At 69.0% G+C, this 20930-nt stretch carries 20 protein-coding genes; 12 read left to right on the top strand and 8 right to left on the bottom strand.

Annotated elements, in window-relative coordinates:
- Positions 1 to 16 precede the first annotated feature (16 nt).
- The 3 genes from RU09_RS00185 (at position 17) to RU09_RS00175 (ending at position 2952) form a co-directional block, all read left to right on the top strand.
- Entirely contained in the window at positions 17 to 1003 is a 987-nt protein-coding gene (locus RU09_RS00185; protein WP_231567437.1) for a hypothetical protein, read from the top strand.
- Positions 1004 to 1120: 117 nt separating this feature from the next.
- Positions 1121 to 2710: an acyl-CoA carboxylase subunit beta gene (locus RU09_RS00180; RefSeq protein WP_375137374.1), complete on the top strand. Its 1590-nt coding sequence runs from the start codon at positions 1121 to 1123 to the stop codon at positions 2708 to 2710.
- Positions 2707 to 2952, top strand: a complete 246-nt coding sequence (locus RU09_RS00175) for an acyl-CoA carboxylase subunit epsilon (RefSeq protein ID WP_376708822.1) — start codon at positions 2707 to 2709, stop codon at positions 2950 to 2952. Before RU09_RS00180 ends, RU09_RS00175 begins: the two co-directional genes overlap by 4 nt.
- Positions 2953 to 3150: 198 nt before the next feature.
- Here the strand turns inward: RU09_RS00175 and RU09_RS00170 are convergent, their stop codons facing one another.
- The 5 genes from RU09_RS00170 to RU09_RS00145 all read right to left on the bottom strand — a co-directional run bounded on the left by RU09_RS00170 (position 3151) and on the right by RU09_RS00145 (position 8816).
- On the bottom strand, positions 3151 to 4350 hold the full coding sequence (locus RU09_RS00170; RefSeq protein WP_042536496.1) for an ROK family transcriptional regulator: 1200 nt from the start codon (positions 4348 to 4350) through the stop codon (positions 3151 to 3153).
- 303 nt (positions 4351 to 4653) lie between these two features.
- Positions 4654 to 5664 carry a hypothetical protein gene (locus tag RU09_RS00160; protein WP_042536494.1) on the bottom strand — a complete coding sequence of 337 codons (1011 nt, stop codon included), beginning with the start codon at positions 5662 to 5664 and terminating at the stop codon, positions 4654 to 4656.
- The gene (locus RU09_RS00155) at positions 5661 to 6893 is read right to left on the bottom strand and encodes an ATP-binding protein (protein WP_231567436.1); all 1233 of its coding nucleotides are present in this window, start codon (positions 6891 to 6893) and stop codon (positions 5661 to 5663) included. Before RU09_RS00155 ends, RU09_RS00160 begins: the two co-directional genes overlap by 4 nt.
- Positions 6883 to 7545 (bottom strand): response regulator transcription factor, encoded by a 663-nt coding sequence (locus RU09_RS00150; protein ID WP_042536493.1) that lies wholly within the window; start codon positions 7543 to 7545, stop codon positions 6883 to 6885. The genes RU09_RS00155 and RU09_RS00150 overlap by 11 nt, the downstream gene beginning before the upstream one ends.
- A 41-nt stretch (positions 7546 to 7586) precedes the next feature.
- Entirely contained in the window at positions 7587 to 8816 is a 1230-nt protein-coding gene (locus RU09_RS00145) for a class I SAM-dependent RNA methyltransferase (RefSeq protein WP_042536492.1), read from the bottom strand.
- 23 nt (positions 8817 to 8839) lie between these two features.
- Here RU09_RS00145 and RU09_RS00140 point away from each other — a divergent pair, with 23 nt between their 5' ends.
- Positions 8840 to 9478, top strand: a complete 639-nt coding sequence (locus tag RU09_RS00140) for a Maf family protein (protein WP_042536588.1) — start codon at positions 8840 to 8842, stop codon at positions 9476 to 9478.
- A 78-nt stretch (positions 9479 to 9556) separates the two neighbouring features.
- Positions 9557 to 11323, top strand: coding sequence for an acetyl/propionyl/methylcrotonyl-CoA carboxylase subunit alpha (locus RU09_RS00135; RefSeq protein ID WP_042536491.1), 1767 nt, complete (start codon positions 9557 to 9559; stop codon positions 11321 to 11323).
- 55 nt (positions 11324 to 11378) lie between these two features.
- Here the strand turns inward: RU09_RS00135 and RU09_RS00130 are convergent, their stop codons facing one another.
- Positions 11379 to 12260, bottom strand: a complete 882-nt coding sequence (locus tag RU09_RS00130; RefSeq protein WP_042536490.1) for a hypothetical protein — start codon at positions 12258 to 12260, stop codon at positions 11379 to 11381.
- Positions 12261 to 12375: 115 nt separating this feature from the next.
- Between RU09_RS00130 and RU09_RS00125 the strand changes: the two genes are divergently transcribed.
- The 4 genes from RU09_RS00125 to RU09_RS17940 are packed head-to-tail and all read left to right on the top strand — an operon-like array spanning position 12376 to position 14536.
- A complete protein-coding gene (locus RU09_RS00125) occupies positions 12376 to 13440 on the top strand; it encodes a hypothetical protein (protein ID WP_042536489.1) in 1065 nt (354 codons plus the stop codon).
- Entirely contained in the window at positions 13440 to 13808 is a 369-nt protein-coding gene (locus RU09_RS00120; protein WP_153302227.1) for a hypothetical protein, read from the top strand. Before RU09_RS00125 ends, RU09_RS00120 begins: the two co-directional genes overlap by 1 nt.
- Positions 13789 to 14229: a hypothetical protein gene (locus tag RU09_RS00115; protein ID WP_042536487.1), complete on the top strand. Its 441-nt coding sequence runs from the start codon at positions 13789 to 13791 to the stop codon at positions 14227 to 14229. Before RU09_RS00120 ends, RU09_RS00115 begins: the two co-directional genes overlap by 20 nt.
- 10 nt (positions 14230 to 14239) lie before the next feature.
- Positions 14240 to 14536: a WXG100 family type VII secretion target gene (locus RU09_RS17940; RefSeq protein ID WP_052492793.1), complete on the top strand. Its 297-nt coding sequence runs from the start codon at positions 14240 to 14242 to the stop codon at positions 14534 to 14536.
- A 75-nt stretch (positions 14537 to 14611) separates the two neighbouring features.
- Here the strand turns inward: RU09_RS17940 and RU09_RS00105 are convergent, their stop codons facing one another.
- A complete protein-coding gene (locus RU09_RS00105) occupies positions 14612 to 16066 on the bottom strand; it encodes an NAD(P)H-quinone dehydrogenase (protein WP_194285947.1) in 1455 nt (484 codons plus the stop codon).
- A 48-nt stretch (positions 16067 to 16114) separates the two neighbouring features.
- Here RU09_RS00105 and RU09_RS00100 point away from each other — a divergent pair, with 48 nt between their 5' ends.
- The 3 genes from RU09_RS00100 to RU09_RS00090 are packed head-to-tail and all read left to right on the top strand — an operon-like array spanning position 16115 to position 18884.
- Entirely contained in the window at positions 16115 to 16948 is an 834-nt protein-coding gene (locus tag RU09_RS00100) for a purine-nucleoside phosphorylase (protein ID WP_042536486.1), read from the top strand.
- The gene (locus RU09_RS00095) at positions 16945 to 18615 is read left to right on the top strand and encodes a phospho-sugar mutase (RefSeq protein ID WP_042536485.1); all 1671 of its coding nucleotides are present in this window, start codon (positions 16945 to 16947) and stop codon (positions 18613 to 18615) included. The genes RU09_RS00100 and RU09_RS00095 overlap by 4 nt, the downstream gene beginning before the upstream one ends.
- A gap of 5 nt (positions 18616 to 18620) precedes the next feature.
- The gene (locus tag RU09_RS00090) at positions 18621 to 18884 is read left to right on the top strand and encodes an HPr family phosphocarrier protein (protein WP_042536484.1); all 264 of its coding nucleotides are present in this window, start codon (positions 18621 to 18623) and stop codon (positions 18882 to 18884) included.
- An 8-nt stretch (positions 18885 to 18892) separates the two neighbouring features.
- Here RU09_RS00090 and RU09_RS00085 read toward each other — a convergent pair whose 3' ends face one another.
- Entirely contained in the window at positions 18893 to 20815 is a 1923-nt protein-coding gene (locus RU09_RS00085) for a BglG family transcription antiterminator (RefSeq protein WP_042536483.1), read from the bottom strand.
- Positions 20816 to 20930: the final 115 nt, after the last annotated feature.

Below are 20930 nucleotides of genomic sequence, written 5' to 3'. Positions count from 1 at the left end.
TTCCTAGGATCGTTCCATGGCCCCCAAGGTGCACAAGATCCACTCCCTCCCCGACGACGCCGCGTGGGACAAGGGGGTGCCGCCAGTGGGCTCCGCGGAGCACCCGCTGATGGTCCGAGGACTCGATCGCGTTCTCGCCATCCAGCGCCCTCTCGTGCTCGCGCATATCCGCAGCATCCGCCTGAGGAACCCGCACGCGTCGCCCGAGCAGATCATCCGCATCCTCGAGCGTCGCTACCTCGCGGCTGTCACGACCGGCGGTGCCGCCGTCGGCGCGACCGCCGTCGTTCCCGGCATCGGCACAGGCATCACCCTCGCCCTCTCAGGGGTCGAGACCGTGGGGTTCGTCGAATCGACCGCACTGTTCGCGCAGTCGGTCGCCGAGGTCCATGGGATCGCGGTTTCCAACCCCGACAGGGCCAGGGCACTGGTCATGACCCTGATGCTCGGCAAAGAGGGCGTGGCGCTGGTCGGACAGCTGGCAGGACAGGCGACGGGTCGCGGCGGCACGCGATCGTCGTACTGGGGTGAGACGGTGACCAAGTCGCTTCCTCGGGCCGCTGTCGGACCGCTGGTCGACCAGCTCAAGACCCGGTTCGTGAAGCAGTTCGCCGCGAAGGGCGGAGCATCCTTCATCGGCAAGGCGCTGCCGTTCGGAGTCGGTGCCGCCGTGGGTGGCGCGGGCAACCACATCCTCGGACGCCGCGTCCTCACTACATCGCATCATGCCTTCGGCGCCGCCCCGATGGACATGCCCCTCGAGCTCGAGCCGGTCGACGGGGCGGAGAAGCTCGAACTGCGGATGCTGCACGGCGCGCAGTTCGTCGGGGGCGCCGTCGCGGGTGCGGCCGGATCGGCGGCACGCGGTGTGGGCTGGGCAGGACGGAAGATCGCATCCGTCGGTCGTGGCCGCAAGAGCGGCGCCGACGAGATCGGCCCGACGGGAACTCACGATCTTCCGGGCGAGCTCGGATCCGGCAGGTCGGACGTCGTCCAGGACTGACGCGATTCGGCATCCGCCGCAACCTGCGCCGACTGCACGACAGCAGCCAAAGGATCCGGCGACCCGTTGTGGCGAGCATCCAACGGACGAGGCCGACCCGACGATAGGGTGGAATCCGTGACGGACAAGCCCGAACTCTCGACCACCGCCGGCAGGATCGCAGACCTCCGCGCTCGCTACAACGAAGCCGTTGTCGACGCTGAGAAGGTCGCGCAGGAGAAGCAGCACGCCAAGGGCAAGATGACCGCCCGCGAGCGCATCGAACTGCTCGTCGATCCAGGGAGCTTCGTCGAGTTCGACGAGTACGTCCGACACCGCACGACCTCGTTCGGCATGGATCGCAATCGCCCGTACGGCGACTCGGTCGTCACGGGCGTCGGCACGATCCACGGACGCACCGTGGCCGTGTACTCGCAGGACTTCACCACGTTCGGCGGCTCTCTGGGCGAGGTCTCGGGCGACAAGATCATCAAGATCATGGAGTTCGCGCTGTCCGGCGGCATGCCGATCATCGGCATCCTCGATTCGGGCGGAGCCCGCATCCAGGAGGGCGTGCTCGCGCTCAGCAAGTACGGTGAGATCTTCCGTCTGAACACCCGTTCGTCGGGCGTCATCCCGCAGATCTCACTCATCATGGGCCCCGCAGCCGGCGGCGCCGTGTACGGCCCGGCGCTGACGGACTTCGTGATCATGGTCGACAAGACCAGCCAGATGTTCGTCACCGGCCCCGACGTCATCAAGACCGTGACCGGCGAGGACGTCGGCATGGAAGAGCTCGGAGGAGCCCTCACGCACAACACCCGCTCGGGTGTCGCCCACTACCTCGCCGAAGACGAGGACGACGCGATCGACTACGCTCGCACGCTGCTCGGGTTCCTCCCCGACAACAACATGGCGGAGATCCCGGCTTACGAGAGCGGCTTCGAGTGGGAGACGACGGATGCCGATCGCTCGCTGAACACGATCATCCCCGACTCCGCCAACCAGCCGTACGACATCCACACCGTGATCGAGCACGTCGTCGACGCGGGCGACTTCATCGAGGTCCAGCCGCTCTTCGCACCGAACATCGTGATCGGCTTCGGACGTGTCGAGGGCCGCTCCGTCGGCATCATCGCCAACCAGCCGTCGCAGATGGCCGGAACCCTGAACATCGAGGCGGGCGAGAAGGCCAGCCGGTTCGTGCGATTCTGCGACGCGTTCTCGATCCCGATCGTCACGCTCGTCGACGTGCCCGGGTACCTGCCGGGCACCGACCAGGAGTGGACCGGCGTCATCCGCCGCGGTGCGAAGCTCATCTACGCGTACGCCGAGGCGACGGTTCCTCTGGTCACGGTCATCCTCCGCAAGGCCTACGGCGGGGCCTACATCGTGATGGGCTCGAAGCAGCTCGGTGCGGATGTCAACCTCGCCTGGCCCACGGCGGAGATCGCCGTGATGGGCGGTCAGGGTGCGGTCAACATCCTCTACCGCGGCGAGATCAAGCGTGCCGAGGAAGCCGGCGAGGACGTCGCCGCCGTGCGCACGCGCCTCGCCAACGAGTACACCTACAGTGTGACCTCGCCTTTCCTCGCCGCGGAGCGCGGCGAGATCGACGGCATCATCGAGCCCGCGAACACCCGGGTCTCGATCGCCAAGGCGCTGCGCGCCCTCCGTGGGAAGCGCGCCGAGCTGCCGCCCAAGAAGCATGGGAACATTCCGCTGTGACCATCGGGGCAACGCGGGACGCGACGTCGGAGGAACACCAGCCGCCGACGATGCAGATCACTCGGGGTGCCGCCACCGAGGAGGAGCTCGCCGCTCTCATCGCGGTGGTGAGCGACGCCTACGCGCAGGAGGCTTCCGAGGCCGTGGCAGACGAGCCTCGCGTGTCGGCATGGGCCCGCACGCAGCGACCGCTGCGACGTCCGCTGCGACGCGACATCCCGTGGGGCCGCTTCGCGGGGTGACCGCAACGGGCACGGAGTGCCTGCGAGGCCCGGAGCCCCCCGGCTACCGGGCCACGCAGACGACCCTCCGATGATGCGGGGCCGTCGCCCCTGGCACCTTGTAACCCCAGATGGCGCATCTCTTCGATAGTACATCGAATGGAGTTATAGCCCTGGGGGCGTAACCGATATACCGGTATGTGAATCGCGGGACGGCGTTCAGTCCTCCAGGTACAGGTCCGAGGCCCGGGGTGTGAGAACGGCGTCGAGCACGACACAGGCCGCGCCCACCGCACCGACGTCGTCTCCGACGACGGCACCGTCGACGGTCAGTGTGCGCACTGCGCGAGTCGCGCTCCTCCGGTGCAACGGCTCGGGGATCTCACGAAGGTAGACATCGGAGAGCGGCCCCCAGAACGGGCCCCCGAGGACGACGCGATCGACGTCGAGCACGTTCGTGAGCACCGAGATCAGCACCGCGAGATGGCCGGCAGAACGACGCAGCACGCCGAGCGCCGGCAGCTCCCCTGCCGAGGCCCGCTCGCACAGGCGCAGGAGCCGCTCGTCGACCTCGTTCGCGCCTCCGCCCTGAGGCTCATCGTCGAACACCCCCGCCGCCTCGGCCTGCTCGACGATCGCCTGCGGAGTGCACACCACCTCTACGCAGCCGCGCGAGCCGCACGCGCACGGCGGCCCCTCCGGGTCGACCATGATGTGGCCGATCTCACCGAAGTTGTGGGTGCTGCCGGCAACCACGCCGCCGTCGCGCGCGGCGGCTGCTCCCAGCCCCGTGCCGAGGTACACGAAGAGAAAAGACCCCTCGGACGTCGCATCTCCCGTCCACAGCTCCCCCACCGCGGCAGCGGTGGTGTCCTTCTCGAGCGTGACCTCGAAACCCGTCGCCTCCGCGAGCACCGAGCGCAGCGGAACACGGTGCCACCCGTCGAGCTTCGGAGGGTCGATCACGGTGCCCTTCGCGGCGTCGAGCGGGCCGGGAGCAGCGACTCCGACTCCCGCGACCAGATCCCGATCGATGCCCGCTTCGTCGATCAGGATCTCGATCGTCTTCGCCATCGTCTCGACGATACGGCTCGGATCTCGGTCCTGAGTGCGCACGACCCTCCGACCGACCGCCTCGCCGGTCATGTTCAGCAGCACGAACGTGATCACGGCCGGATCGAGATGCACGCCGACCGAGAAGCGACTCTCCGCCACCAGGCGCAGCGTGACGCGCGGTTTGCCCGGCCCGTTGATGGTCCGTCCGGCTTCGGCGATGAGCCCCTCGTCGAGAAGACGCCGGGTGATGTTCGTGATCGTCTGCGCGGAGAGACCGGTCGCCTCGACGAGTTCGATCCGGCTGAGTCCTTCACCCGACCGGCGGATGGCCTCGAGGATGACCGACTGATTGAAGTCGCCCATACGGGGGAGGTTTGTTCCTCGACGCATTCCCATGCCCCATCTTCTCGCACCGGGGCCGCATCCGTGTCCCCCAAAATACCTACAGACAACGACTTGACTAACCGCGAAACTGAGTAAGACGCTCAGCGTTCGGCTGGTCTCTCTGTCCCAGGGTAGATAGACGCAGACCGGCCACCAGCGGACGGTTTTCGGGTAACTTGTCCGCTTGGCGAGGGGCAGGCGGATTCGCCGCCCCTCGCCCACTCTGTCTGACCTCGACTCTGACCTCCCTCCCCCGGCCAGAGCCGAGGGCAGGGCCAGGCGTCAGCCCTCCGGCGCGTCTCGGGGGATCTCGTGCCACACGTCGACGGCATCGTCGTCGCTCTGTCCGCCTGCACCTGCCCGACCGACGATCGTCACGGCGGTGAGAGGATCCTGAGCCGCCCGGATGATCCACCGCTCCGCATCGGCATCGCGCAGCACTCGCGCGAGCTCGTCGCGGATCGTCGCGCGCCTCTCCTCGTCGACGTCTGCCAGGCCGCCCTCATCGAAGACCGTGACCACGGCACCCCGGCGACGCGCGTCCTCGATCGCATCACGTACCGCGTCGTTGAGCAGATCCGCGCCGCGCAGCTCGTCGCGGAGCCGTCCCTCGGCCAGGCGCGCCTGCAGACGTTCCTCGTCGTTCAGCGCGCCGCGAGAGGCGACCGTGCGGCTGAGCACGGGCCCGGCGACCGCGAGCGCGAACTGCGTGCGCAGGCGACGTTCCTTCTGGCGCACCTGCTGGGTCGCGTGCCACGCAGACACCGCCTGCTGGATTCCCGCGAGACGCTCGGTGTCGCGGACGGCTCTGTCCCAGAAGATCACGAGCAGGTGAGCGATCACGACCCACATGAGCGAGCCGACGAGACCGAGCGACAGTGCGACGAAGAAGCCCAGATACGCCGAGGAGGTGGCGACGAGGACGGCCACCACCAGCCAGCCGATGACGAAGCGACGCCGCACGATGCACACGACGCCCATCAGACCGAGGGCACCGATGTACCAGGTCGCGAACGGCGCCGTGCGCGTCAGCGGATCGAGAGACAGCGTCACGAGCACCGGAATCAGGATGCTCGAGACCAGGGTCGCCAGCGCCGCCCAGAGAGGCATCCGCACCGAGACCGCCGAGTCCCAGAGGATCGCGACGTTGACGACGACGAGATAGAGGGCGATCGCCGCGACCATCAGCAGCGGTGCGGACGGCTGCTCGATCCACCAGACGCCTCTGGCGGCGAAGTACATCGCGAAGCCGACAGCGAGTGAGGTCGCGACGCTGCGCACCGTGCGGTTCATGGACGCTCCCAGCCCAGAGTGACAGTGGTGCCGCACTCGCTCGAGTCGATCTCTGCGGTGCCGGCCACTCCGGCCATGCGCGCGAAGATCGATGCTCTGATTCCGAGGCGGTCGGCACCGATCGCCCGAAGATCGAACCCCGGCCCCGTGTCCGAGATCGTCACGGTGATGCCCTCATCACCTCGGCCCTCCACGAGGATGTGCAGGCCGCGCCCGCCCGCATGGGTGACGGCGTTGCCGAGCGCCTGCCTGGCAGCGAGCACGAGCGCTCTCGCGGCGCGTCCGGGGATCAGGCCGATCCCGCCTCGTTCCTCGACGATCGCATCCGCCCCGAGCTCCGAGAGCGCTCTGCGGAGCTCGACCACGATCTGTGCCGCACCCACAGGTTCATCGCTCCCCTCCTGAGCGACTGCGGCCTCCGTGTTCGCCAGCCGGGTGAGAGCCTCGCGCGCCATACCCACGGCGAGGTCCTGCGCGCGCTCTCCCTCCGCTCGCTCGGCGGCGATCAGTGCCGCGAGAACGCTGTCATGCATGAGTGCCGACATGGCCGCGCGCTCCTCTTCTGCCGCGGCCGCGGCCGCTGCCCCCGCATACGACGCGACCGCCCGCGCGCGAGCCTCGTCGACGCCGGCGGCGACCGAACGGAACATCCACCCGAGCGCGATGATGACGAAACCGAGAATCAGCGTGAACGACACGTCGAAGGCGGTCGTCACCCAGAAGTCACGAGAGAAGTCGCCCTCGACGAGACGGACGTAGCCGTAGACGAACGGCAGACACAATGCCCAGGCGAACTGGAGCCAGAGCGGGAATGCGAGCATGGCGGCCACGACGCCCACGTTGACGAGGAAGAAGATCCATGGCTGGTCGGCCGCCTCTCCCACCGGCTCGACGAAACTCGGCCACGCACCGAGCGCGACCGTGTAGACGATCGCGAACGCCCCCGACGCCGTCCTGACACCACGGCCGATGACGCACGCGATGAGCATCACCATCAGCGGAATGAAGACGACGAGCAGGATCGTGATGCGCGCAGCATCCGCCCCCGATGTGGTGGTGATGCCCGCGATCAGCGCCTGCGCTCCGAGAACGCCCGATCCGATCGCGACGACAGTGGCGAGGATGCGCTCCATGCGCTTGCCGGTGAAGCGCTCGAACTCGGTCTCCACGCTGCCGGGAGAAGGAATCTTGCTCCAGGCCTCGCGGATGCTGAGCGGATCAGCGGCCACTCGGCGCCCCGTCTGCGGCGACGATCCCATCCTCCATCGCGCGGCGCAGAAGGTCGACCTTCGTCGGTGCCGGTCGGCCGACCTCCACGTACTTGACCCGGATGCGAGTGATGTTCTCCTTCGCGGTCGAGTAGGCCACGCCGAGTCGCTCGGCCACAGCCTTCAGCGGCAGGCCGGCCGCATAGAGCCGCAAGACCTCTCGTTCTCGGGTCGACAGCTGGGCATCCGCGAAGTCGCGATCCCCGTCGACGGCGCTCGCCCACTCGACGTTGTTGAGCGCCTCCCCCTGGGCGACGGTGCGGATGGCGTCCAGCACGTCGTCGAGCGCCGAGGACTTGCTCACGACGCCCGCCGCACCGGCGGCGAGCGCCTCGCGCACGGCCGCCGGTCGATCGGCGACGCTGTGGATCACGACGCTCGCGCCGTCTGCGACGAGCGACCGGACGTTCTCCGTCACCGTGGTGCCGTCGCCGAGCGTCAGGTCGAGCACCACCACGTCGGCCGGCTGCGATGACGTCGCCGACCTCCACTCGAGATACGACACGACCGTGCTGCCGGAGAAGACGACGGTCTGCGCTCCGTCACGAGCACACGCCGCCTCGAGACCGAGACGGACGGATTCGTGATCGTCGATGAGTGCGACCCTGCTCATCCGCCCAGCCTACTGAGTAGTCAGCGTCCGCAGATCACCGGTCACCGAGTGAGCAGCGCGACGACCTCGAAGTGGTGCGAGTGCGGGAACAGATCGAACCCTCGCAGAGTCCCCACGTTCCACCCATGCGCACGGAAGGTGCCGAGGTCACGGGCGAGCGCGACGGGGTCGCACGCGACGTAGGCGATGGCTTCGGGGGCGAGCGTGTCGAGAGCGTCGACCACGGCGCGGCCGGCGCCCGCACGCGGCGGATCGAGGACGACGGCTCCTGCGCGCGTACCCGCGGGGACACCGGCGAGATAGCGGTCGACTCTCGCCGTGACGGCATCCACTGCGAGGGGCGCGAGGTTCTGCTGCGCGTGAAGGGTCGCTCGTCGGCTCGACTCGACCGTGACGATGTCGGTGCCGCCGAGATCCGCGAGCGACGCGGCGAAGAGCCCGACTCCCCCGTAGAGATCGAAGTGCTTCTTCTCGGGGTCGACATGGCCGTCGAGGATTCCGTAGACGGCGCCGTCGAGCACCGAGGCGGCACGGGGGTGCACCTGCCAGAATCCACCGGCGTCGACCTGGAACCGACGGTCTCCCACCTGCTCGTAGACGACCTCGGGGGCGGGCCGACGATGCTGGCCCCTTGCCGGGCGCTCGTCGAGGCGGTCTCGGCGGATGACCCGCACCTCGCCGTCGCCGGGTTCGACGAGGTCGACGCTTCCCGCGTCGCCGCCGGCGAGGCGCAGCGCCGCCTTCGCGACCGCCGGGCGGGCGAGCGGGTGGGAACGGACCGGGATCACGCGGTGGCTGCGCGCGGCATAGGGCCCGACCCGGCCCTCGTCGTCGACGTGCAGGGTGACCCTCGTGCGCCACCCGGTGCCGTCGGTGGAGTCGACGGCTTCGATCTCGGGGGCCTCGAGTCCGGGACCGGCGAAGCGATCGAGCGCCTCGGTCAGCACCTGACGCTTCAGCACGCGCTGCTGCGCGAGGTCGATGTGCCCGAGGTCGGCACCACCCGGCCGATCCTCCGGGGCGCGAGAGACGTCGGCCTCCGCCCAGACGTGCGGTCGGCGGTGCGGCGAAGCCTCGAGGACCTCGACCGTCTCGGCGCGCCAGAAGCTCTTCGACTCTCCGGTCGAATCCTCGGTCAGGCGCGCGCGGACCCGCTCACCGGGGATGGCGTCGGAGACGAAGACGACGCGACCTTCGTGTCGGGCGATGAACGTGCCGCCGTGCGCGATGCCGGTGATGTCCAGATCGAGCAGGGCTGGGGAGGAAGTCATCCTTCGAGGATACGGTGGTGAACATGCGCGTCTGCCTCGCCTCCACCTCTCCCGCCCGTCTCATGCTGCTGCGACAGGCCGGCATCGAACCGCTGACCCAGTCGCCCGGCGTGGATGAGGATGCGGTCGCCGCCGCTGCCGCTGCCGAACGCGGCGCCGAGCTCGCGCCGGCCGACCTCGTGCTTCTGCTCGCCCGCGCGAAGGCCGCGGATGTCGCTCAGCGGCTCGCGGAGGACGGGTCGTTCGACGGCATCGTGATCGGCGGAGACTCGATGTTCGAGATCGGCGGTCGTGTCTACGGCAAGCCCTACACGGCGGAGGAGGCGACCAGGCGCTGGCAGGAGATGCGCGGCGCCACCGGGATCCTGCACTCGGGCCACTCGGTCTTCCGGGTCTCCCCCGGCTCCGCTCCGGTCGAGGCCACCGCGACGGCGGAGGCTTCGGTGACCTTCGCCGAGGACATCACGGATGCCGAGATCACGGCCTACGTCGCCTCCGGCGAGCCTCTGCTCGTCGCCGGCGCATTCACGGTCGACAGCCTGGGCGGAGCCTTCATCACGCGCGTCGACGGAGACCCGTCGACGGTGGTCGGGATGTCGCTCTCGACCGTGCGCCGCCTCGCTGCGGATCTCGGCGTGACGTGGACCGACCTCTGGTCGTAGAGTCTCGTCGACGTTTCTCCCTCTTTCTTGTGGAGAGTCGTCAAAGCGAACGCCACCCTTCTCGCTAGGCTGGCAGGCATGCCTGATATCGCCAAGGTGCTCATCGCCAACCGCGGCGAGATCGCCGTCCGCATCATCCGTGCCGCTCGCGACTCGGGGATCGCCTCGGTCGCCGTGTACGCCGACCAGGACCGGGACGCTCTGCACACCCGCCTCGCCGACGAGGCATACGCCCTCGGCGGTGCCACGAGCGCCGAGACCTACCTGCAGATCGAGAAGATCCTCTCGATCGCCCGCCGTGCCGGCGCAGATGCCGTGCACCCCGGGTACGGCTTCCTCGCCGAGAACGCCGAGTTCGCCCGCGCCATCATCGGTGCAGGCATGACCTGGATCGGCCCCTCCCCCGAGGCCATCGAGGCGCTCGGCGACAAGGTCACCGCCCGTCATGTCGCCGAGAAGGTGGGCGCTCCCCTCGCCCCCGGCACGCCGGGCCCGGTCGCCGGAGCGGACGAGGTCATCGCGTTCGCCCAGGAGTTCGGTCTGCCGATCGCGATCAAGGCCGCGTACGGCGGTGGAGGCCGAGGCCTCAAGGTCGCCCGTGAGCTCGACGAGGTCGCCGAGCTGTTCGAGTCGGCCACCCGTGAGGCCGTCGCGGCGTTCGGTCGTGGAGAGTGCTTCGTCGAGAAGTACCTCGACAAGCCCCGCCACGTCGAGACCCAGTGCCTGGCTGACGCGGAGGGCAACGTCGTCGTGATCTCGACGCGTGACTGCTCGCTGCAGCGGCGCCACCAGAAGCTCGTCGAGGAGGCACCGGCTCCGTTCCTCACGGACGAGCAGAACGACCTGCTCTGCTCGGCCTCCAAAGCCATCCTCAAGGAGGTCGGCTACGTCGGCGCAGGAACCTGCGAGTTCCTGATCGGCGCCGACGGCACCGTGTCGTTCCTCGAGGTCAACACCCGCCTGCAGGTCGAGCACCCCGTCTCCGAAGAGGTCACCGGCATCGACCTGGTGCGGGAGCAGTTCCGCATCGCCGCCGGCGGCACCATCGACTACGACGACCCGAAGCCGACCGGCCACTCGATCGAGTTCCGGATCAACGGCGAAGACCCCGGTCGCGGGTTCCTCCCCCAGCCGGGTCCGATCCACGTCTTCAAGACCTTCGGCGGCCCCGGCATCCGGCTCGACTCCGGCGTCACCGCGGGCGACTCGGTCTCGGGAGCATTCGACTCGCTGCTCGCGAAGATCATCGTCACGGGCAAGGACCGCGCCGAGGCTCTGGAGCGGTCGCGCCGGGCGCTCGACGAATTCGAGGTCGCCGGCCTCCCGACCGTGATCCCGTTCCACCGCAAGGTCGTCCGCGACCCCGCCTTCACCGCGGAGAACGGCGAGTTCGGCATCTTCACACGCTGGATCGAGACCGAGTTCGAGAACGACATCCCGGCGTGGGACGGCGAGCTCGAGTCTCCCGCGGCCGCCGAGAACCGCCACACGGTGGTGGTCGAGGTCGCAGGCAAGCGCCTCGAGGTCAGCCTTCCGGACCGCGTCGCTGTAGCCGCAGGCACCGCCGGACGACCGGCCGCCGTGCCGCCGTCTCGTCGCAGCCACGCCACCTCCGTCAGCGCCGGTGCTTCCGGCGACGCCGTGAAGTCGCCCATGCAGGCCACCGTCGTCAAGATCGCCGTCGAGGAGGGGCAGCAGGTCGTCAAGGGCGACCTCGTCGTCGTGCTCGAGGCGATGAAGATGGAGCAGCCGCTGCAGGCCCACAAGGACGGCACGATCGCGAACATCAGCGCGGTCGCCGGTGCGACGGTCTCGGCCGGGCACCAGCTGCTCACGATCAGCTGACCACACGCATCACGACGAAGGCCCCCGCCTCGAGGCGGGGGCCTTCGTCGTTCCCTCAGTCCGCAGGGGCAGTCGCGCACCACTCGTCGAACAGCCCCTGCCCCGTCGGTGTGCCGAGGGCGGCGCGTGCCGCCGGCGAATCGTGGAACTCACGCAGCGCCGACCAGACGACCTGCGGGTGCGTCTTCAGCATCGCCGGGGCCACGGTGACCGTGGCGGGAACACGCATACCGTCGGACGCGGTCACGCGACCGGGGTCCACGCGGAGTCGGATCAGCGGGAGCTCATCCATTCCTCGACGGGGTTCGGTCGTGTCCGGCTCCACGCGACGGATCGCGCTCCACGGCACGTAGAGGGTCTCGGTGGCACGCATCAGGAGCACCCCGTCATGGCCGATGCCCAGCCCCATCGGTCGACGGCCGAAGGAATCGGAGCGGTATTGCGTGATGGCCGCGCGCACCGCCGTGTAGACGAACAGCGCGGCGGTCGCCGCGAGCACCGCCACGCCGAGGAAGGCCTCCGGTCGGCCGGTCAGCCCGATCCCGACCGCCACGATCGTCGCGGCCGTGAGCACGATGGCCCACACGACGCACAGCATCAGGGTGACGACGCCCGGGCGCCGCTCCGGCACGAAGTGCACGCGTGCATCAGGGCTTCCTATCCGCCCGCGCGTCAGCGTCGCCGCGTCGGCCAGACGCGCGCTCCCTGCGGCGAAAGGCCTGCGGGCAGCGACGGCGAGGGCCGTGAGACCGAACAGCGCGACGAACGCCCCCGACCACAGCGGCCCCGCGGCGCCGCCGGAGAATCCGACCATGGCGGCCGCGGCGGCGAAGAGGACCACGCCGAGCCAGAGCATGCCGGTGTTGCGTCGAGGGCGACGTTCACCCCACTTCGCCGGCCATCCCTGCAACCGCGGCGATGCGAACGAATCCGTCACCGCTGCCCCTCCGCGACGAGGAGCGGTGGTTCGACGAGGGCAGTTCGCATGGCCACCATTATCGCAGCGCATTCGAAGTAGGCTGATCGCCGGACCACCACCGAGGAAGGATCGCATGTATCGGATCGACCCCGCGCGACTCACGGCGCACGCCGGCGCACTGACCGACGATTCCGGATCGACGGCCACAGCCACGACCTACGCCTCCGACCACATCACGCTCGAGTACCTCGACACTTCTTTCGTCTATTCGAAGGCTCTGTTCGCGGCTAATGAGACGGTGGAGGCGCTCAACAGCTACTTCGGCGCACTGAACACCGCGCTGACGGCATCCGCGACCGAGCTGCAGGGCACGGCGACCCGATCACTCGAACTCGACGACGCGATCGAAGCCGACCTCGACCGGAACTATCCCGGCGGGGGCGGCAGCGGTGCCACGACATCGGCGGACGATGCGTCGTCCGGTTCGCCCCACAACGCAGTGGACGAGCTGTCCCCTCCGGCCACGGAGACTCCGGAGGATCTGGTCTCCACCATCCTCACGACCGACTGGCTGAGCCCGTCGTCGGTGCTGGCCCAGGTGCTGGACTGGATCTTCGACTGGAACTACCTCGACGTCATCTCCAAGAACTTCAGCGGCGATTGGAACAAGCTGTATGAAGTCTCGGACTCGCTCCGCAAGCTCGGCGCCTACACCGGCACCCAGGGCGACAACGTGGCCTACGAGATGGCCGTGACCGCCGGATCCTGGACCGGGGAAGCGGCGACAGCCGCGAACGCGTTCTTCACCGACCTCGCGGAGCTCCTCCGTGAGGCGGGCACCAAGATCGCCGAGCTCGGACCGGAGTTCGAGATGGTGGCGCGGGGCATGATCAGCACGGCTGCACTGGTGAGCGGCATCTTCTCGAAGATCCTCGACGCCGCACTCGTGGCCGCCGTCTGCATCGCGGCGGGCACAGTGACGATCGAGACGGTCGTCGGTGGAATCCTCGGCTACCTCTGCGGTGGCATCGAGATCGGATACGCCCTGTGGCTCGCCAAGTCCGCCTACGACACCGTGCAGTCCGTGCTGACCTTCTTCGACGCGCTGAACGCCTCGGTGGGAGTGCTGAGCTCGCTGCTCGCGGGCGGCACCGACCTCCCCCTCCCCGTCGGATACGACAATGCGCAGGTGAACTGATGATGGACGACCCCTCGATCTCTCCCGAAGGAGAAGTCCCCGGCCAGCCCCGCGTGCTCGGCACCGCTCAGGCCGGAAGTCCCCTCGACCTCCGCGCCCGCGAACTGCTCGCACGCCTGAGCCGCGATCCGCAGATGGACGAATCGGTGCGCAATCGCGCTCAGGCGGCGCTCGCCGGACGCGCGACGCTCCGCGACGTCGCCCAGACCCCGGCATTCGCCGCGCGGATGGAAGAGGCGGGCCGCCTGCTCAAGGCCGCCCTCGCCGATATGGACGACGAGCAGCGAGAAGCCGTGCGAACGGCCTTCCTGTACGGACCGGGCGACCGCTCCGACACGACCGGTTCGGGTGACGACCGTGCGCGGTGAGCGCGCGCTCGCGGTCGTCGGCACCGCACTCGCCGCGATCCTGCTCAGCAGCTGCTCGTCTTCCGCGGAATCCTCGCTGACCGTGCAGTTCGAAGAGGGCGAAGGACAGACCGTCTCGGTTTCAGATCTGCAGTGCGTCACCTCAGGCGATCGATTCACCGCATCCAGCGCGCAGGACCGCGTCGGCGAGCTCTCGGCGTTCACCGCGTCCATCACCGGCGCCTCGGACGCGACCACCTGGATCAGCCTCGGAGACGACCGGTGGCTGCTGACGACGGACGCGTTCGAGCATGACGGCGCGGTGACGTTCGACAACGCCGAAGCCCGAATCGGCACGTCCGCCGAGGGGTATCCGGCCGAACTCGAGACGTCGGCGACACTCGACGGCACACTGACCTGCACATCGCAGAACGACTTCTGAGGGGAGTGAGATGGACAGTCGAATCATCTCGATCGAGCACGACCAGCTGGACGCCGCGTGCACCGAGATCTCGGAGCATGTGAGGCAGATCGACGCCGAGCTCGATCGACTCGAGGCTGCGGCGGACGCGCTGTCCTGGCAGTGGTCAGGAGAGGCACAGGTCGCCTATCGTGTGGCGCAGCGCGAATGGCACCAGTCGATGCGCGAGATGACGGCGATCGCACATGCGCTGTCCGCGATCGCCCATCGGGGCAACAACAGCTTCCGTGCGCAGGATCGCCGCGACGCGTCCGTCTGGGCACGCTGAGGCGAGCCGTCGGACTCGCGCCGGTACCGTCTTCGCAGACGACGGTACCGGCCGCGGTCCGACCGTCTCGACGAGCTACGAGATCTTCGCGTTGACGAGGTGCATCGCCCGGCTCGCGTCGGTGATGCTGCTCGACAGCGACGGGTACGCCGCGAACACACGCGAGACCTGGTCGACCGTCAGACGGCGTTCGACCGCGACGGCGATCGGGTAGATCAGCTCGGATGCCTTCGGTCCGACGATCACGCCGCCGATCACGGTGCCGGAGCCCTTGCGGGCGATGAGCTTCACGAAGCCGTCCTTGATGCCCATCATCTTGGCCCGTGGGTTCGCGGCGAGAGGCAGCTTGTAGACGAGCCCGTCAGCCACGCCGTCCTCGACGTCCTTCTCGGAGTATCCGACCGTCGCGATCTCGGGCGCGGTGAAGATGTTCGATGTGATCTTGATCAGCTCGAGCGGGATCACGATGTCGCCCAGCGCGTGGAAGACGGCCGTGCGGCCCTGCATCGACGCGACGGATGCCAACGGGAAGAAGTTCGTGCAGTCGCCGACGGCGTAGACGTTGGGAACCGAGGTGCGAGCCACGCGGTTGACGCGGACGTGTCCGCTCTCGTCGAGTTCGACTCCCGCATCCTCGAGGCCGATGCCCGCGGTGTTGGGGATCGATCCGACGGCCATGAGGCAGTGGCTGCCGTCGACCGTGCGGCCGTCCGACAGGGTCGCCGTCACGCCGTCCTTCGTGACCTCGACCTTCTCGGCTCGGGCCTTGGAGAGCACCGTCATGCCGCCGCGCTTGAAGACCTTCTCGAGCACGCGCGCGGCATCCTGATCCTCGCCCGGAAGCACCTGGTCGCGGCTGGACACCAGGGTGACCTTGGCGCCGAGGTTCATGTAGGCGGAGGCGAACTCGGCACCGGTCACACCGGATCCGACGACGATGAGGTGCTCGGGCAGAGCCTTCATGTCGTACAGCTGCGTCCAGGTGAGGATGCGCTTGCCGTCGGGCTTCGCCGAGTCCAGCTCGCGCGGCGACGCGCCGACGGCGACGATGATCGTGTCGGCCTCGATGCGGTCGAAGTCCGTGCCGCCGTGACCGGTCGAGACGATGATCGCGTTCGGGCCCTCGAGGCGCCCGTGTCCCGAGAGGATGCGCACTCCGGCCTCGAGCAGGGCGGAGCGCATGTCCTCGGACTGCTGCCCGGCGAGGGCGATGAGGCGCTTGTTGACGGCGGCGAGGTTGATGGCGATCTCGGGCTTCAGCGGCTTGCCGTGCTCGCCCTTCGCGTAGAACTGCACACCCAGGTCGGATGCCTCCGAGATCGCGATGGCCGCATCGGCCGTCGCGATCAGGCTCTTCGAGGGCACGACGTCGGTGAGGACCGCCGCACCGCCGACGCCCACGCGCTCGACCAGGGTCACCTCGGCTCCGAGCTGGGCGGCGGCGAGCGCCGCCTCGTAGCCGCCGGGACCGCCGCCGAGCACGGCGACGCGCTGAGTGCGCTCAAAAGGGGTGGAAGACATGATCTCCATTCTTCCGCAATCCTGGCCCCCGAGCCTGCACCTTCCTAGAGTGGATCCATGTCCGAAACACACAGCAACCCCCTCGACGACCCGAATGCGAACCCGTTCGAGGTCGCAGCCGACGCAGCCGCCGACATCGCGCGCCTGACCGGAGTCGAGAAGCACGACATCGCCCTGACCCTCGGCAGCGGCTGGGGCAAGGCCGCCGACATCATCGGCGAGACCACAGCGACCATCCCCGCCACCGAGGTGACCGGCTTCTCGAAGCCCGCTCTCGAAGGGCACGTGGGCACTCTGCGCAGCATCCGCACCCCCGACGGCAAGAACGTGCTCGTCATCGGCGCCCGCACCCACTACTACGAGGGCCACGGCGTGCGCCGGGTCGTGCACTCGGTGCGCACAGCCGCAGCCACGGGGGCGAAGATCATGGTGCTCACCAACGGTGCAGGCGGCGTCCGCGAGACGTGGACCCCCGGCCAGCCGGTGCTGATCAGCGACCACATCAACCTCACCGCCGACTCGCCTCTCGAAGGGGCGACCTTCATCGACCTCACCGACCTCTACTCCCCGCGCCTGCGTGACATCGCCCGCAGTGTCGATCCCTCGCTCGACGAGGGCGTCTACACGCAGTTCCGCGGCCCGCACTACGAGACGCCGGCCGAGGTGCAGATGGCGAAGCACATCGGCGGCCACATCGTCGGCATGTCCACCGCCCTCGAAGCGATCGCCGCACGCGAGGCAGGCATGGAGATCCTCGGGTTCTCGCTCATCACGAACCTCGCAGCCGGCATCCAGAAGACGCCTCTCAGCCACGCGGAGGTCATCGAAGCCGGCCGCGAGGCCGAGCCGGTGATCTCGGCGCTGCTGGCCCGAGTGGTCGAGGCGCTGTGAACGACGAGCGCCTGGCGCAGGCGCGCGCCTGGATGAGACAGGACCCGGATCACGAGACCCGCGACGAGCTCGCCGCGGTCATCACCCGCGCGGCCTCCGGCGACGAGGCGGCGGCCGCCGACCTCGACGACCGCTTCGGCGCCAGACTCGCGTTCGGCACGGCAGGGCTCCGCGGGGCGCTCGGCGCCGGCAGCAACCGCATGAACCGCGTGCTCGTCGCACAGGCGGCCGCGGGTTTCGCCGCCTACCTGCGCGAGAAGTCGCACGGCCGCACGCCGACGGTCGTCATCGGCTATGACGGCCGCCGCAACTCCCGGGTGTTCGCGACCGACTCCGCCGAGCTGTTCGCCGGGGCAGGTCTGCGAGCGATCCTCCTCCCGAGGCTGCTGCCGACACCCGTGCTCGCCTTCGCGGTGCGCCACCTGGGCGCGGACGCTGGCGTCATGGTGACGGCATCTCACAACCCGCCGAACGACAACGGCTACAAGGTCTATCTGGGCGGCGCCGACCAGGGTTCGCAGATCGTCGCACCCGCCGACGCCGAGATCGCCGCGCACATCCAGCGGGTCGCCGACGCGGATGACGTCTCGGCCCTGCCTCGCTCCACCGACTACGAGACGGCGGGTGAGGACGTCGTCGAGGCGTACGTGGCAGCGACAGCCGCGATCTCGCCTGCGCCTGCAGGCGCATCGGACCTCCGCTGGGTCTACACCGCGATGCACGGGGTCGGCTGGGAGACGCTGTCGAAGATCGTGTCGGCCGCCGGATATCCGCAGCCGATGGTTGTCGAGGAGCAGCTGACGCCCGACGCGACGTTCCGCACCGTGTCGTTCCCCAACCCCGAGGAGCCGGGGGCGATGGACCTGTCGTTCGCTCGGGCGCGCCGAGTGCAGGCGGACTTCATCATCGCGAACGATCCGGATGCCGACCGCCTCGCCGTGGCCATCCCCGATGCGTCCTCCGAGAGCGGATGGCGTCGCCTCACCGGCAACGAGGTCGGACTCCTGCTCGGTGCGCGCGCAGCTCGGGCGGCTGCGGGCACTCCCGGGGCCTCGCTGGCCTGCTCGCTCGTCTCCTCCCCCGGCCTCGGCGCCGTCGCCGCGCACCACGGCCTCGACTTCCACGAGACGCTCACGGGCTTCAAATGGATCTCCCGCGCCCCCGGCATCGTGTTCGGGTTCGAGGAGGCCCTCGGGTACCTCGTGAACCCCGAGACCGTGCGCGACAAGGACGGCATCTCGGCCGCCGTCGCGGTCCTCGGTCTCGCGGCCGAGGCTCATGAGCGCGGGAAGTCGCTCGCCGACCTGATGTCGGAGCTGGGCGACACCTACGGCCACTTCGCCAGCGGACAGGTGTCGGTGCGCGTGCAGGATCTCTCGGTCATCGGCAGTGTGATGCTGTCCCTGCGCACGATCCCGCCGCGGCAGCTCGGTGGCCACGCCATCGCCTCTGCGGAGGATCTGCTGCACGCCGACGAGGGACAGCCGTCCGGCGATGTGCTGCGGTACAGGCTCGCAGACGGCTCGCGCATCATCGTGCGTCCGAGCGGCACCGAGCCGAAGCTCAAGGTCTACATCGACGCCACCGCCGACTCTGCGGAGCGGGCGAGTGCGACGGTCGCGGAGCTCGAGGCCGCAGTGCGCGTGCTCCTGGAAGAACGCTCGTAGGCCGCATGCCGAGAAGACATGTCGTGATCAGCGCGCACAACGGGGTGCACGCGCGCCCCGTCGCCGAGCTCGTCAGGCTCGTGCAGGCGCACCCGCACGTCGTGACTCTGCGCACGTCGTCGGGCGCAGTCGTGGACCTCAGCAGCGTTCTCGCGCTGATGGACCTCGCACTCGCGCCCGGCGACGCGGTGGTGCTCGAGACGGCGGAGTCGGCGGATGCCGAATCGGTCCTCGACACCCTGGCCGGCGTGCTGGATCCTCGGGCCTGACGCGGTCGTCAGCCGTCGATGACGGCGACGAGCTCGTCGAGGAACGCCTCGAAGGTCGTGCCTCGGCGGAGGATCCGCTGCACGCTGTCTCGTTCGCTGAACACCTCGACGAGCTGCTCGAACACCGTCTGGAATGCGGCGCGGTCGCTCTCGCTGAAGGCGGCGAGGGCGACCACCTGCACGCGCCCCTCACCCCAGGCCGCCGATCCGTCGGCGACGCCGATCGCGATCGCGGTGCGCGTCGCGGTCATCTGCAGCGCGTGCGGCACCGCGAGGGCGTCGGTGAACGCCGTCGATGACATCCGTTCGCGGAGGATCGTGTTGTCGACGTAGACGTCGCCGATGAGACCGGCATCGACGAGCAATCCGCCCAGCCGCCGGATGATCGCCTCCTCGCCCTCATCGGGCAGCGGGTAGACGAAAGCATCGGCGACGAAGTAGCGCGCGAGCTCGGCGCGGAGCCTCGTCAGGCGCCGCGCACGCCTGACGCGCGCTGCGGCCTGCTGGATCCGATCGACATCGGCATCCGTGAGGAACGGCTGGATGCGCACGAAGCGATCTCCCGACGCCCCCGGTTCGATCGTGCTGAGCACCAGATCGGTGTCGAACGATGCCCAGTCCGGGTCGACCTTGGTGATGACGCTGGTCACCTCGATCGCCGAGCCCAGGGAGCGGTCGACACTCGAACGCAGCAGCTCGTGGAGCTCGTAATAGCCGGGACACACGATGGTCGCCGTGAGGATCGACTCCGCCTTGCGGCTGCGCTCGAGGCGGCCGCCGACGTGCATGGCGATGTATGCGATCTCGTCGTCGTGGATCGGCGTGCCGAGTCGGTCGTGCAGGCCACTGGCTATCGAGACGGCCACCTCGAAGATCATCGGATACGAGGTCTTGAGCGAACGGGTCAGCGGATTGCGCGTCAGCGCGCTCTCCTCTGCTCGCCGCATCAGATTCTGCACGTGCAGGGCGAGGCGCAGCACGAACGTCTCGTCGACCAGATCGACCTGGAAGTCCTCCGCCGCCCTCGCGATCTCGGCTCGGACGGCGGCCTCGACCCGCGGGTCGACGCCGCTGCGGGCGACATCACCCGCAGCGTCCTCTCCCGGTGCCACGATGCGGGTGAGCACAAGGGACGCGAGATGGCCGCTGTCGCCGTCTCCGAGCGTGACAGAGAAGTGCTGCTGGGCGAGGCGGGCGATCACGGCGCCGACCCGCGGGATCTCCTCGCGTGCGCCGGAGGGCCCCGACTCGAGCGCATGCCCTGCGGCGACCCTCTCGGCGGCGATGGCGATGTGCAGCAGGACGTCGGAGATCGCGAGCTCGTTGACGTAGTAGCCCTGCTCGCCGAGCTCGCGCACCAGCTCGGATTTGAAGGGCGCGACGGCATCGGCGGCGATGACCCCTCCGGCGAGCGCTCGCCGGAACGTCTCGGGGTGGAACGACGCGGCGTCCATCTCATCGTGCGCCAGCCGAGACAGCAGGCGCCGCTGTGCCGCCTCGTTGCCGCGCAGGCGCACGATCTCCCGGTCTCTGTCGAGGGTGAGATCGGTGCCGTCGATCAGAGCGCGCACGCGGGCGAGGTCGGCTTCGAGAGTGGCCTCACTCACGTGCAGCGCCTCGGCCGTGGTGAAGACGTCGACGCCGTCCGGCACATCCAGCAGCGTGCGCACGAGACCGTGCAGGCGGTCGCGCGGAGCGGACTCACCGCTCTGACGGGCGCGCAACGCGTTCCGCGCCCCTGACCCGGCGCGGTACCCGGCCGGGCCCGATTCGACGGCATCCGCCGCTCCGGTCCTCGCATTCAGGGCGGCGACGTACGAGCGGATGCTGCGCGGGGTGACGCCGAGCTGATCCGCGAGGTTCGCTGCCGTCACCCACTTCTCCTGTCGGAGCAGAGACGACAGGAGCTGGTCCTGGCGCTGTCGCGACATTATGCTCCCTCCTCCGTGCCGACTGCACTGTCCTGACGTGACTTCCATGATGTCAGGAAGGCGGGGGGCCCGCTCCGAAACCGATGTTCCGCAGGGGCGGAAAGGAACCTGTTGG

Source organism: Microbacterium sp. MEJ108Y (assembly GCF_000834175.1).
Classification (GTDB): domain Bacteria; phylum Actinomycetota; class Actinomycetes; order Actinomycetales; family Microbacteriaceae; genus Microbacterium; species Microbacterium forte.
This window is presented reverse-complemented; position numbering and strand designations above follow the sequence as displayed.